The sequence below is a fragment of the Pseudomonas violetae genome (assembly GCF_023072615.1).
GTDB classification, from domain to species: Bacteria; Pseudomonadota; Gammaproteobacteria; order Pseudomonadales; family Pseudomonadaceae; genus Aquipseudomonas; species Aquipseudomonas violetae.
This window is the reverse complement of sequence record NZ_JAKNRW010000007.1, coordinates 148,031-161,790: the sequence shown is the minus strand read 5'-3', so window position 1 is coordinate 161,790 and position 13,760 is coordinate 148,031. Positions and strand designations below refer to the sequence as shown.

Here is a 13,760-nt window from a genome sequence, read left to right as displayed (position 1 = left end):
ATGAGCGCTATCGGGTAGGACGCCAGTCTGGTTTACTACCCGGTACTTGGCCTAGACTGGTTCCATCAGCTACGCCCCGCGTCCCGCTTCGTTTTTAAGGCCTCTTGCATGTCCGATCCTCGCTATCAGGTCGACGTCAGCGTCGTCACCCGCTATCTGGCAGAACAATCGCAACCCGAGCACGAACGCTTTGCCTTCGCCTACACCATCACCGTGCACAACAATGGCGAGCTACCCGCCAAGCTGTTGTCGCGGCACTGGGTGATCACCGATGGCGATGGGCATGTCGAGGAGGTTCGCGGTGCGGGCGTCGTCGGCCAGCAACCGCTGATCGACCCGGGTAAAAGCCACACCTACAGCAGCGGTACGGTCATGACCTCCAAGGTCGGCACCATGCAGGGCACTTATGAAATGATTGCCGATGACGGCAAGCACTTCGACGCCATCATCGCGCCATTTCGCCTGGCGGTGCCCGGAGCCCTGCACTGATGGCAACGTACGCCGTCGGAGACCTGCAAGGCTGCCTTGACGCACTGCAATGCCTGCTCAGGAAAGTTGCCTTCGACCCGGCCCGCGACCGCCTGTGGCTGGTAGGCGACCTGGTCAACCGTGGCCCACAGTCCCTGGAAACCCTGCGTTTCCTCTATGGCATGCGCGAATCGCTGGTGTGCGTACTGGGCAATCACGACCTGCATTTGCTGGCGGCCGGGAAGAACATCGAACGCCTGAAAAAAGGCGACACCCTGCGCGAAATCATCGATGCGCCCGATTGCGCAGATTTGCTCGACTGGTTGCGCCAGCAAAAGCTCATGCATTACGACGAACAACGCAACATGGCGCTGGTGCATGCCGGTATCCCGCCACAATGGTCGCTACGCAAAGCCTTGAAATGCGCCGCGGAAGTCGAGACTGCCTTGCGCGACGACAACCTGCTGCCGCCCTTCCTCGATGGCATGTACGGTAATGAGCCGGCGAAATGGGACAGCGAACTCAAAGGCGTCACGCGCCTGCGAGTGATCACCAATTACTTCACCCGCATGCGTTTCTGCACGGCCGAGGGCAAGCTTGACCTCAAGAGCAAGGAAGGCCTGGATTCGGCACTACCGGGCTATAAGCCCTGGTTCCAGCACAAGGAACGCAAGGCCAAGGATCTGAAGATCATCTTCGGCCACTGGGCAGCGCTGGAGGGCAAAGTACTGGAGCCGGGCATTTCAGCCCTCGACACCGGCTGCGTCTGGGGCGGCGCCATGACCCTGATGAATGTCGACAGCGGCGAACGTCTGTCCTGCAAATGCGACGCCCACGGCCATGTCGCCGCTGCGCCCATCGACCCCACACTCACCGCATCATCGTCAGCCAGCGCTCAGCGCTAGGCTGCGCTTTCAGCCGAGCCACAGGAGCCCGCCATGAGCGAATTCAAACGTATCCCCCCAGAACAGGCACAGGCCCTGCGCGAGCAAGGCGCCGTAGTGGTTGATGTCCGCGACCCGGCGACCTTTGCCGCCCTGCACATCGCAGGTTCCAGACACCTGGACAACCACTCCTTGCACGCCTTCATTCAAGGTGCCGACCTCGACGCGCCGACCGTCGTCGTGTGCTACCACGGCAATTCCAGCCAGGGCGCGGCCGCTTATCTGATCAGCCAGGGCTTCTCCGATGTCTACAGCATGGATGGCGGTTTTGAGCTGTGGCGTACGACTTATCCTGCGGAAACTGCGCAAGGCACTGCCGAATAATTTTTTTGTAACGCGCAAGCCCCAGCCACTGCGGGCTAGCGCCGTGGCAGACGAACGGTCTGCCACAACTAATTACGTATCTCGCCTTTACCTCCCGAATTCCCAACTATCCTTAAGCCCAGGCCATCCAAAACAGGGGAGAGCCGGTACACCGGCGCGCGGGTCATCGGGAGTAGCTTTCGGAGTCGTCAGCTCTGAAAGAGTTCTGGGGGGTAAACAGCGACCGCCTGTTCGGTTGCTGCCAGCATCGACTGAGTGATCCGGCGTCGGCTCCACGTATCGAGCGAGGTGACGTCATGAGTATCTTTAGCCACTTCCAACAACGCTTCGAGTCCACACGCCAGGAAGAACTCTCGCTGCAAGAGTATCTTGAGCTGTGCAAACAGGACCGCAGTGCCTACGCTTCCGCCGCCGAGCGTCTATTGCTGGCCATCGGAGAACCGGAGCTGCTGGACACCTCGACCAATTCGAGGCTGTCGCGAATCTTTTCCAACAAGGTGATTCGTCGCTATCCGGCCTTTGAAGACTTCCACGGGATGGAAGAATGCATTGACCAGATCGTGTCGTATTTCCGCCATGCCGCTCAGGGCCTGGAAGAGAAGAAACAGATTCTTTACCTGCTCGGCCCCGTCGGTGGCGGTAAATCGTCCCTGGCCGAAAAGCTCAAACAGCTGATCGAAAAAGTGCCCTTCTACGCGATCAAGGGCTCGCCGGTCTTCGAATCCCCCCTGGGTCTGTTCAACGCCACAGAAGATGGCGCGATCCTCGAGGAAGACTTTGGTATTCCGCGGCGCTACCTCAACACCATCATGTCGCCATGGGCCACCAAGCGCCTGGCAGAATTTGGCGGCGACATCAGCCAGTTCCGCGTAGTGAAGCTGTACCCGTCGATCCTCAACCAGATCGCCGTGGCCAAGACCGAACCTGGGGACGAGAACAACCAGGACATCTCAGCACTGGTGGGCAAGGTCGATATTCGCAAACTGGAAGAATTCCCTCAAAACGACGCCGACGCCTACAGCTACTCGGGTGCATTGTGCCGGGCCAACCAGGGCCTGATGGAATTCGTCGAAATGTTCAAGGCGCCGATCAAGGTGCTGCACCCATTGCTGACCGCCACCCAGGAAGGTAACTACAACAGTACCGAAGGCCTGGGCGCGATTCCGTTCACCGGGATCCTGCTTGCTCACTCCAACGAATCGGAATGGCACACCTTCCGCAACAACAAGAACAACGAGGCCTTCATCGACCGGATATACATCGTCAAGGTGCCGTACTGCCTGCGCGTCAGCGACGAAGTGAAGATCTACGACAAGCTGTTGTTCAACAGTTCGTTGGCCAAAGCCCACTGCGCACCTGACACCTTGAAAATGCTCGCCCAGTTCACCGTGCTCTCGCGCCTCAAAGAGCCGGAAAACTCGAACATCTACTCGAAGATGCGCGTGTACGACGGTGAAAACCTCAAAGACACCGATCCGAAGGCCAAGTCGATCCAGGAATACCGCGACAACGCGGGCGTCGATGAAGGCATGAACGGCCTGTCGACCCGTTTCGCGTTCAAGATCCTGTCCAAGGTCTTCAACTTCGATCCGCACGAGATCGCCGCCAACCCGGTACACCTGCTGTACGTGCTGGAACAGCAGATCGAGCAGGAACAATTCCAGGCTGAGACCCGCGAACGTTATCTGCGCTTCCTCAAGGAATACCTGGCACCGCGTTACATCGAATTCATCGGCAAGGAGATCCAAACCGCCTACCTCGAGTCCTACAGCGAGTATGGGCAGAACATCTTCGATCGTTATGTGCTGTATGCGGATTTCTGGATCCAGGATCAGGAGTATCGCGATCCGGAAACCGGAGAGATTCTCAACCGTGTAGCGCTCAACGAAGAGCTGGAGAAAATCGAAAAACCGGCAGGCATCAGCAATCCGAAGGATTTCCGCAACGAAATCGTCAACTTCGTCCTGCGTGCCCGAGCCAATAACAACGGCAAGAATCCAACCTGGCTCAGCTACGAAAAACTGCGGGTGGTCATCGAGAAGAAAATGTTCTCCAACACCGAAGACCTGCTGCCCGTCATCAGTTTCAACGCCAAGGCCAGCAAAGAGGACCAGCAGAAACACAACGACTTCGTTACACGAATGGTCGAGCGTGGATATACCGACAAACAGGTACGACTGCTGTCCGAGTGGTATCTACGGGTGAGAAAGTCCCAGTAAGGGAGCTGCGGGCGGCAAACGACGAACCCTCCACAAATACATGGTGTTTGCGTACTTGTGGCCATATGTCGCGCGCCGCTTGTTTCTGAAGCTTCTGTCTTGCAGCTTGAAGCTTATGACTCGAAGCTCCCCGGAGGGCCTATGAGCTATGTGATCGACCGACGCCTCAATGGCAAGAACAAGAGCACGGTAAACCGCCAGCGGTTCCTACGGCGCTACCGTGACCACATCAAGAAAGCCGTCGAAGAGGCGGTCAGCCGGCGCTCCATTACCGACATGGAACACGGCGAACAGATCAGCATTCCTGGTCGCGATATCGACGAGCCGGTGCTTCACCACGGCCGTGGCGGCAAGCAGACCGTCGTGCACCCAGGCAATAAGGAATTCACCAGTGGCGAGCACATTGCCCGTCCACCTGGCGGTGGCGGCGGCAGAGGGCCCGGCAAGGCTGGCAACTCGGGTGAGGGCATGGACGAGTTCGTCTTCCAGATCACCCAGGAAGAATTCCTCGAGTTCATGTTCGAGGACCTTGAGCTGCCCAACCTGGTCAAGCGCAACCTGACCGGTACCGACACCTTCAAGACCGTGCGCGCGGGCATCAGCAACGAAGGCAATCCGTCCCGGATCAACATCATCCGCACCTTGCGCTCGGCCCATGCTCGGCGCATTGCGCTGTCCGGCAGCAGCCGGGCAAAGCTGCGTGAAGCCAAGGAGGAGCTGCTGCGGTTAAAGCGCGATGAACCAGACAACTTCGGCGATATTCAGGAAATAGAGGCGGAAATCGAGAAACTCAGTGCGCGCATCCATCGCGTGCCGTTCCTCGACACCTTCGACTTGAAGTACAACTTGCTGATCAAGCAACCCAACCCCAGTTCGAAGGCAGTGATGTTCTGCCTGATGGACGTTTCAGGCTCCATGACCCAGGCCACCAAGGACATCGCCAAGCGCTTCTTCATCTTGCTGTATCTGTTCCTGAAACGTAACTACGACAAGATCGACGTAGTGTTCATTCGCCACCATACCAGCGCACGGGAAGTGGACGAGGAAGAGTTCTTCTACTCTCGCGAAACCGGCGGCACCATCGTCTCCAGCGCCTTGAAACTCATGCAGGAGATCATGGCCGAGCGCTATCCGAGCAACGAGTGGAACATCTACGCGGCTCAGGCCTCCGACGGTGATAACTGGAACGATGACTCACCGATCTGCCGCGACATCCTGATCAACCAGATCATGCCATTTGTGCAGTACTACACTTATGTCGAGATCACCCCGCGCGAACACCAGGCCTTGTGGTTCGAATACGAACGCATTGCCGAAGCTTTCTCTGACACATTTGCCCAGCAGCAACTGGTCTCGGCCGGGGATATCTATCCGGTCTTCCGTGAACTCTTCCAGCGCAGGTTAGTGACATGACCGCCAAAGAGCAGAAGCGCCAACCCATTTCAACCGGCTCCGAGTGGACGTTCGAGCTGATCCAGGCCTACGACCGGGAAATCAGTCGTATCGCCGCTCGCTATGCACTCGATACTTATCCCAACCAGATCGAAGTGATCACCGCCGAGCAGATGATGGATGCGTATGCGTCGGTCGGCATGCCGCTGGGTTATCACCACTGGTCCTACGGCAAACACTTCCTCAGCACCGAAAAATCCTACAGTCGCGGCCAGATGGGGCTGGCCTACGAGATCGTGATCAACTCCGACCCATGCATCGCTTATCTGATGGAAGAAAACACCATCTGCATGCAGGCACTGGTGGTGGCGCATGCCTGCTACGGCCACAACAGCTTCTTCAAGGGCAACTACCTGTTCCGCACCTGGACCGATGCCAGTTCGATCATTGATTACCTGGTGTTTGCCAAGCAGTACATCATGCAGTGCGAAGAGCGTCATGGCATCGACGCGGTCGAGGACCTGCTGGACTCTTGCCACGCGCTGATGAACTACGGAGTCGACCGCTATAAGCGCCCCTACCCTATTTCGGCCGAGGAAGAACGCCGTCGCCAGAAGGATCGCGAGGAGCACCTGCAGAAGCAGATCAACGACCTGTGGCGCACCATTCCCAAAGGCGCGGACAAATACAGCGATAAGGACAACGCACGCTTCCCCGCCGAACCTCAGGAAAACATCCTGTACTTCATCGAAAAACATGCACCGCTACTGGAGCCTTGGCAACGCGAAATCGTGCGCATCGTGCGCAAGATCGCGCAATATTTCTACCCACAACGCCAGACTCAGGTGATGAACGAAGGCTGGGCTACGTTCTGGCACTACACGCTGATGAACGACCTGTACGACGAGGGCCTCGTCACCGACGGTTTCATGATGGAGTTCCTGACCTCTCACACCAGTGTGGTGATGCAGCCGGGCTTCGACAGCCCGTACTACAGTGGCATCAACCCCTACGCCTTGGGGTTTGCGATGTACCGCGACATTCGCCGCATGTGCGAAAGCCCCACTGAGGAGGATTACCGCTGGTTTCCCGACATTGCTGGCACGGACTGGCTCTCGAGCATCAAGTTTGCCATGAGCAGCTTTAAGGACGAGAGTTTCATCCTGCAATACCTGTCACCCAAGGTGATACGTGATCTGAAGCTGTTCAGCATTCTCGACGATGACCAGAAGGACGATTTGCTGGTCCCGGCCATTCACGACGAAGGAGGCTACCGGACTATCCGGGAAACCCTGGCGGCACAGTACAACCTTGGCAATCGTGAACCCAACGTGCAGATTTACAGCATCGATCGGCGCGGCGACCGCTCCCTGACCCTGCGCCATCAGCAGCACGACCGCAAACCGCTGGGCGAATCCACTGATGAGGTGCTTAAACATCTCCATCGGCTGTGGGGCTTCGATATCCATCTGGAAACCTTGCAAGGGGACCAGGTGATGAAAACCCAACATGTGCCCCCCAGAGGCGAACACACCGAAGGCGATTACGGCCGGCTAGACCTGGCGGTCATTCATCTTTGAATCCGTTTGTGCCTCCGTTGGCTCGACGCAAAGGTTATTCTGTCGAGCTAACGGAGGTTTTTTATGCAGATTTATAAAGTCGGCGGCGCGGTGCGCGATCGCCTGCTCGGTATACCGGTTACCGATATCGACTGGGTGGTGGTAGGCGCCACGACCGAGGAAATGCTCGCCAAGGGCTATCGGCCAGTGGGTGCAGACTTTCCGGTGTTCCTGCATCCAAAAAGCGGGGAGGAATATGCCCTCGCCCGTACTGAGCGCAAGAGCGGGCGCGGTTACGGTGGTTTTACTTTCCATGCCAGCCCCGAGGTCACGCTCGAGGAAGACCTGATCCGCCGCGACCTGACTATCAATGCCATGGCCGAGGACGAGCAGCATAATCTGACCGACCCCTACCACGGCCAGCAGGACTTGAAAGACCGCCTGCTCCGCCATGTTTCCCCCGCTTTCGCCGAAGATCCGCTCCGAGTGCTGCGCGTTGCCCGCTTCGCGGCTCGCTACGCCGCGCTCGGTTTCACAGTGGCGCCAGAGACTCTGGCGTTAATGCGCCAGCTCTCGGATTCCGGCGAACTGGAGGCGTTGACCGCTGAGCGCAGCTGGAAAGAAATCTCCCGCGCACTGATGGAAGACCAACCGCAAATATTTATTGAGGTGTTGCGCGAATGTGGCGCGCTCAAGGTGTTGATACCGGAAGTCGATGCGCTGTTCGGGGTGCCACAACCCGAAGCCCATCATCCGGAAATCGATACAGGGATCCATACACTGAGCGTGCTACAGCAGTCAGCGCTGCACAAACTGCCACTGACCGTGCGCTGGGCCTGCCTGCTGCACGACTTGGGCAAAGGGCTGACCCCGACAGAAGAATGGCCTCGACACATCGCCCATGAGCACACGGGGCTGAAACTGATCAAGGCGGTCAACGAACGCTACAAGGCGCCGAAGGACTGTCAGGAACTGGCGCTGCTGGTGGGCCAATACCACACCCACGGCCATCGCGCCCTGGAGCTGAAACCCTCAACCTTGCTGGAACTGTTGCAGAGTTTCGATGTGTACCGGCGACCACAGCGCTTCGAGGAGTTTATTGCGGCCTGCGAGATGGATGCGCGCGGGCGCAAGGGGCTGGAGCAGAGAAGTTATCCACATGCAGACTACATGCGCGGGGCGGCGACGGCCGCCCGTGGCGTGGCGGTTCAGCCGTTGCTGGAGCAAGGATTTAAAGGCCCTGAGCTGGGAGAAGCGATCAAGCGTGAACGGCTCAAGGCTTTGAAGGTTTACAAAGAGACTGCGTCGACCTGACTGACGCCATTGCGGGCAAGCCCGCCCCCACAGGAATTGCATCGTACCTGTGGGAGCCGGCTTGCCCGCGATGGCGCCATAACTGTCACAACAAATCTGAAGGTGTCAGTTGCCGACCGCGCCACTCAAACGCCACCGGCGCCAACACCTGATCAATCTGAGCTTCACTCCACAAGTTCGCAAAGCTTTTGCCTACACCCGGATGCACCCGGCCCGGCGCAATCAGCGACAACGGCCACAACACAAAGGCATTTTTAAGGATTTCTGCCCTCGGCAGAACCAGGCCATCGAAGTTGCCCACCAGGTCACCGAACAGCAACACGTCGATATCCAGGGGCAAACCTCGGCGATCCGGTGCGTAACGCCCGTTTTCAGCCTCGATAAACTTCAGCCGGCGATCCAGCTCCATTAGCGGCAGGTCGGTGTAGGCCGATACCACGAAGTTGAAAAATGGCCCGCTCTTGATGCCCACCGGCTGGCTTTCGAAGACCGCCGAGCAGCGTATATCCACCAGAAAACCCGCAAGGGCATCCAGGCCCGCCTGCAAATGGGCTTCGCGCTCGATATTGCTACCAAGCCCGAGATAAACCTGGGTCAGCGACATCCGCGCTCGATCTCCACACCCACGCCCCCGGTCGCCGCCGGGACAGCACCGGGTTTGGTCAGCTTGAGCCGCACCCAGGTGATCTTGAATTCGCTCATCAGGACTTCCACCAGACGCTCTGCAAAAGTCTCGACCAGTTGGTACTGCGCCTGCTCGGCAAAGGCCTGGATACTCGACGAAACGCTGGCGTAATCGAGTGCCAGGGTCAGATCGTCCCCCGCCGCAGCCGGGCGGTTATCCCAGGCAAAACTCAGGTCAAGACGCAAGCACTGCCGGATGCCCCGCTCCCAGTCGTAGGCACCAATGACGGTGTCGACTTCCAGCCCCTCGATAAACACTCTGTCCAAGCACTTTTCTCCGCTGCACGACAAGGGCGCAATGCGCCGTTAGAATCAGGGCGTCCTCGCCCGGAATAGTTAGCATGTTTTGGTTACTGGCGACTCTCGCCTACCTGCTCGGCTCGCTGTCCTTTGCCATATTGCTCAGCCGCATGACCGGGAACCCCGATCCGCGAATGAGTGGATCAGGCAATGCCGGCGCCACCAACATGTTGCGTCTGGCCGGCAAGAAACTGGCGGTCCTGACCTTGATCGGCGACCTCTGCAAAGGCCTGGTGCCCGTGTTGATCGCGGGCCTTGCGGGCCTTTCACTGCAGGAACAGGCCTGGATCGGCGTCTGCGCCGTGATCGGCCATCTGTTCCCGTTGTACTTCCGTTTTCGCGGCGGCAAGGGTGTCGCCACCGCTGCCGGGATGTTGCTCGGACTTTACCCACCCGCGGCATTACTGGCCGCTTGCGCCTGGCTTCTGACGTTCTACCTGACCCGCACCAGCTCGCTCGCCGCGCTGATCGCCACCCCACTGACCCTGCCATTGCTGGCGTGGCAGGAGCCGGCGGCCCTATTGCCCATCAGTGCGCTCACAGGGCTGATTGTCTGGCGTCACCGTGGCAATCTACGCGACCTGTTTGCCGGGCGCGAACGGCATTTCTAATTCTGCACGTGAGCGCCATTCATCGCAGGCGGATCAAAGCGCCGACAACTGCTCCATCGGCCATCGCGCCTGCACGCTGATCGCCAGGCTTTCATGCTGGCCAGCCTGCAAGCGCTGACAACCGGCAAACGCGATCATCGCACCGTTGTCGGTGCAGAACTCCGGACGCGCATAAAACACATCGCCCCGCATGTCGCCGAGCATCTTTTCCAACGAAGTGCGCAGCGCTTTGTTGGCGCTGACGCCCCCAGCGATCACCAGGCGCTTCATGCCTGCCTGTTTCAGGGCTCGCTTGCACTTGATGGTCAAAGTCTCCACCACGGCCTGCTGGAACGCCAGCGAGATGTCGCAACGAGTTTGATCACCGTCGTCCCCGGCGCTCACGCACTGCTGCCAGGTATTCAGCGCAAAGGTTTTCAGGCCGCTGAAACTGAATGCCAGGCCTGGGCGATCACACATCGGCCGCGGAAAAGTGAAACGTCCCGCAACACCCTGCTCTGCCAGACGCGAGATTTCAGGCCCACCAGGATAATTGAGGCCCATCATCTTCGCGGTCTTGTCGAAGGCTTCACCGGCAGCATCGTCGAGGGTTTCGCCCAGAAGGGTGTACTGGCCGATACCGTCGACCTGAACCAGTTGCGTATGCCCACCTGACACCAACAAAGCGACGAACGGAAATTCGGGGGGTTGCGCCTCCAGCATGGGTGCCAGCAAGTGGCCTTCCATGTGATGCACTCCCAGGGCCGGAATACCCCAGGCAAAGGCCAGCGCCTGAGCACAAGACGCCCCCACCAGCAATGCACCGACAAGCCCGGGACCTGCGGTGTAGGCGATCGCGTCGATTTCTGTAGGCACGCAGTCGGCCTCGGCCAACACCTGCCGAATCAAGGGCAGCATGCGCTTGACGTGGTCACGCGAGGCCAGCTCTGGCACGACGCCACCATAGGCGCGATGCAGGTCGATCTGGCTGAATAGCGCGTCGGCCAGCAGGCCGCGCTCACTGTCGTATAATGCGACACCTGTTTCGTCGCAAGAAGTCTCTAATCCCAGTACTAGCATGGGTTTGCGCCTTGTTTAGGCTGAATTCGAAGGCGCGCATAATAGTCGCCACGCGGAGCCCCGACCAGCGGTTTTCGATCAGAGGCTTTGCATTCCGAGCGATGAGGGGTTAACATCCGCAACCCTTAAAAACCGACGTCTTCAAGTGCTCTTTTGCCACGAGGATGTTGACCCCGGTAATGAATGAAGGTAGCTCTGGATGCCAGCCGTCAAAGTAAAAGAGAACGAACCCTTCGACGTAGCTCTGCGTCGTTTCAAGCGCTCCTGCGAAAAAGCCGGTGTACTGGCTGAAGTTCGTAGCCGCGAATTCTACGAGAAGCCTACTTCTGAGCGTAAACGTAAAGCAGCAGCCGCTGTTAAGCGTCACGCCAAGAAAGTACAGCGCGAACAGCGCCGCGCCGTTCGTCTGTACTAATACACAGACGTTCGTAGCAAGCTTCTGCCAAGCCCGGTCCTCAGCCGGGCTTATGGCATTTGCGGAAAACGCTTGATGCTTCACCGTCAAAGCCGCAGACGCGACTTAGACAAATCTGCTTCACAGCGTCAGACCTGGCTCTTTTGCCAGCGGTGCACGTCTTTTCTGACGAGCCTTCCAAGGCTACTGACGAGCACACCCACTGATTCCTCTCACGACGATCAGCCCAAGGCACCCTCTTGCGTGCCCGCTTATGAGCTATCCGAGGCCACCGACTGGCGGTAGCGGATTTCAGCGCAATATTTTCAAACGGTCGAATACTGATGGGTACTAACGTCAGTTGATTTTCGACAGATACACTTCCCTACAGCGATTACGCAAACGAAAGGTTCGAGCCGCCTTAACACGCGCCTCAAGCAGCGGACCGCGCTCGCTCGCCGCAGGTTTTGGATCCATTCAGCGCAGATGACGAGAACGCCATGGCCGGGCTAATTCCCCAGAGCTTCATTGACGACCTTCTGAACCGCACCGACATCGTCGATGTGGTGAGCTCGCGCCTGCAAATGAAAAAAGCCGGCAAGAACTACACTGCCTGCTGCCCGTTCCACAAAGAAAAAACCCCGTCTTTCAGCGTCAGCCCTGACAAGCAGTTCTACTATTGCTTCGGCTGTGGCGCTGGCGGTAACGCCCTCGGCTTCATGATGGACCACGACAACCTGGATTTCGTCCAGGCCGTCGAAGAGCTCGCCAAAGCCGCGGGCATGGAAATCCCCAGGGAGGAAAGCGGCCGGCCGCACAAACCGCGACAGCCGACCGACTCTCCGCTATATCCCCTGCTGACCGCCGCTGCCGAATTTTATCGGCAGGCGCTCAAAAGCCATCCATCGCGCAAAGCCGCCGTGGATTACCTGAAAGGTCGCGGCCTGACCGGCGAAATAGCCCGGGACTTTGGCCTTGGTTTCGCGCCTCCTGGCTGGGACAACCTGTTCAAGCATTTGAGCAGCGACACCTTGCAGCAGAAAGCCATGGTCGACGCCGGCTTGTTGATCGAGAACGCCGAAACCGGCAAACGCTATGACCGCTTCCGCGATCGCGTGATGTTTCCGATCCGCGACAGCCGGGGCCGCATCATTGCCTTTGGCGGCAGGGTACTGGGTGACGACAAGCCCAAGTACTTGAACTCGCCGGAAACCCCAGTGTTCCACAAGGGCCAGGAACTCTACGGTCTCTACGAAGCACGCAAGAACAACCGCAATCTCGACGAAATCATCGTGGTCGAAGGTTACATGGACGTCATTGCCCTGGCCCAGCAAGGCCTGCGCAATGCCGTCGCAACGCTGGGCACAGCCACCAGCGAAGAGCACTTGAAGCGACTGTTTCGCGTAGTGCCCAACGTACTGTTCTGCTTTGACGGCGATCAGGCCGGCCGCAATGCCGCCTGGCGCGCGCTCGAAGCGACGCTGCCTTGCCTGCAGGACGGGCGGCGTGCGCGCTTCCTGTTCCTGCCAGAAGGCGAGGACCCGGATACCCTGGTCCGCTCGGAAGGCACCGACGCCTTCCGCGCCCGGATCAACCAGCACGCACAACCACTGGCCGACTACTTCTTTCAGCAACTGACCGAAGAATCGGACCCGCGCTCGCTTGAAGGCAAGGCCCACATGGCCACTCTGGCCGCACCGCTGATCGACAAAGTCCCCGGTGCCAACCTGCGCATCCTGATGCGCCAGCGCCTGAGCGAAATCACCGGCCTGAGTGGCGAAGCCGTCAGCCAGCTGGTGCAGAGCGCACCGCAAGATGCGCCACCAGCCTACGATCCGGGCATCGATTACGATGCCATGCCCGACTACAGCGACTACCATCAGCCGCAGTCCCCCGACATGTACGCGCCGCAGCAGGAGTGGACGCCGAAGAAACCCGGCGCCAGCGGCAAGAAGTGGGACAAGAAGCCCTGGGACAAGAACGGCAAGCGTGGCGGTGATCGCGATCAGCAGAGCGCACCGCGCACGCCGATCGCTGTAGAAGCCCCTACGCTGATTGCACTTCGCACACTGATTCATCATCCGCAACTGGCCGGCAAGGTGGAAACCGCCGACCATTTCGCCAATGAAAGCAATACCTACGCACAACTGCTAGTCGCCCTTATCGAGGCGGTGCAGAAAAATCCTAAGCTAAACTCTATCCAGCTGATGGCCCGCTGGCACGGTACCGAACAGGGTCGCCTGCTCAAGGCTTTAGCGGAAAAGGAGTGGCTGATTGACGGCGACAACCTTGAACAACAGTTTTTAGACACCATTACTAGGTTGTCAGCAGGTCAACACACAGACAGCCTGGAAGTTCTGATCAGGAAAGCAAGGCAGCCAGGATTGACTGCCGAGGAAGCAAATCAGATCGCAAATCAGATGCGCGACCTATTAAAACGTAATGTGGCTGTATCAAACCCGACCTCAACTGGCGCGTGAGGTCATAGCTCA

At 58.5% G+C, this 13,760-nt stretch carries 13 protein-coding genes; 10 read left to right on the top strand and 3 right to left on the bottom strand.

All coding sequences use genetic code 11. The features are described from left to right. Positions 1–108 precede the first annotated feature (108 nt). The 7 genes from apaG to L9059_RS12135 all read left to right on the top strand — a co-directional run bounded on the left by apaG (position 109) and on the right by L9059_RS12135 (position 8,220). Positions 109–489 (top strand): Co2+/Mg2+ efflux protein ApaG, encoded by a 381-nt coding sequence (gene apaG / locus L9059_RS12165; protein WP_247291143.1) that lies wholly within the window; start codon positions 109–111, stop codon positions 487–489. Next, positions 489–1,373, top strand: coding sequence for a symmetrical bis(5'-nucleosyl)-tetraphosphatase (locus L9059_RS12160; protein WP_247291141.1), 885 nt, complete (start codon positions 489–491; stop codon positions 1,371–1,373). The genes apaG and L9059_RS12160 overlap by 1 nt, the downstream gene beginning before the upstream one ends. 33 nt (positions 1,374–1,406) lie before the next feature. After that, a complete protein-coding gene (gene glpE, locus L9059_RS12155) occupies positions 1,407–1,736 on the top strand; it encodes a thiosulfate sulfurtransferase GlpE (RefSeq protein WP_247291140.1) in 330 nt (109 codons plus the stop codon). A gap of 296 nt (positions 1,737–2,032) precedes the next feature. Then, the gene (locus tag L9059_RS12150) at positions 2,033–3,955 is read left to right on the top strand and encodes a PrkA family serine protein kinase (protein ID WP_059407387.1); all 1,923 of its coding nucleotides are present in this window, start codon (positions 2,033–2,035) and stop codon (positions 3,953–3,955) included. Positions 3,956–4,096: 141 nt separating this feature from the next. After that, positions 4,097–5,368 (top strand): YeaH/YhbH family protein, encoded by a 1,272-nt coding sequence (locus L9059_RS12145; protein ID WP_010467159.1) that lies wholly within the window; start codon positions 4,097–4,099, stop codon positions 5,366–5,368. Further along, a complete protein-coding gene (locus L9059_RS12140; RefSeq protein WP_247291138.1) occupies positions 5,365–6,927 on the top strand; it encodes a SpoVR family protein in 1,563 nt (520 codons plus the stop codon). The genes L9059_RS12145 and L9059_RS12140 overlap by 4 nt, the downstream gene beginning before the upstream one ends. A gap of 63 nt (positions 6,928–6,990) precedes the next feature. Next, complete coding sequence (locus L9059_RS12135; protein ID WP_247291136.1) at positions 6,991–8,220, top strand: multifunctional CCA addition/repair protein; 1,230 nt, start codon at positions 6,991–6,993, stop codon at positions 8,218–8,220. A gap of 85 nt (positions 8,221–8,305) precedes the next feature. On the opposite strand, the gene folK is transcribed toward L9059_RS12135, so the two are convergent. Together folK and folB are read right to left on the bottom strand one after the other, a co-directional pair. Next, a complete protein-coding gene (gene folK, locus L9059_RS12130; protein ID WP_247291134.1) occupies positions 8,306–8,824 on the bottom strand; it encodes a 2-amino-4-hydroxy-6-hydroxymethyldihydropteridine diphosphokinase in 519 nt (172 codons plus the stop codon). Continuing rightward, complete coding sequence (gene folB, locus L9059_RS12125; RefSeq protein WP_247291132.1) at positions 8,815–9,171, bottom strand: dihydroneopterin aldolase; 357 nt, start codon at positions 9,169–9,171, stop codon at positions 8,815–8,817. Before folB ends, folK begins: the two co-directional genes overlap by 10 nt. 74 nt (positions 9,172–9,245) lie before the next feature. Between folB and plsY the strand changes: the two genes are divergently transcribed. Then, positions 9,246–9,815 carry a glycerol-3-phosphate 1-O-acyltransferase PlsY gene (plsY, locus tag L9059_RS12120; protein WP_247291130.1) on the top strand — a complete coding sequence of 190 codons (570 nt, stop codon included), beginning with the start codon at positions 9,246–9,248 and terminating at the stop codon, positions 9,813–9,815. Between the two features lie 33 nt (positions 9,816–9,848). Here the strand turns inward: plsY and tsaD are convergent, their stop codons facing one another. After that, on the bottom strand, positions 9,849–10,874 hold the full coding sequence (gene tsaD, locus L9059_RS12115) for a tRNA (adenosine(37)-N6)-threonylcarbamoyltransferase complex transferase subunit TsaD (RefSeq protein WP_247291128.1): 1,026 nt from the start codon (positions 10,872–10,874) through the stop codon (positions 9,849–9,851). A 199-nt stretch (positions 10,875–11,073) separates the two neighbouring features. On the opposite strand from tsaD, the gene rpsU reads away from it, so the two are divergent. Further along, positions 11,074–11,289: a 30S ribosomal protein S21 gene (gene rpsU / locus L9059_RS12110; RefSeq protein WP_002551877.1), complete on the top strand. Its 216-nt coding sequence runs from the start codon at positions 11,074–11,076 to the stop codon at positions 11,287–11,289. Positions 11,290–11,768: 479 nt separating this feature from the next. Continuing rightward, on the top strand, positions 11,769–13,748 hold the full coding sequence (gene dnaG / locus L9059_RS12105) for a DNA primase (protein ID WP_247291126.1): 1,980 nt from the start codon (positions 11,769–11,771) through the stop codon (positions 13,746–13,748). Positions 13,749–13,760 lie beyond the last annotated feature (12 nt).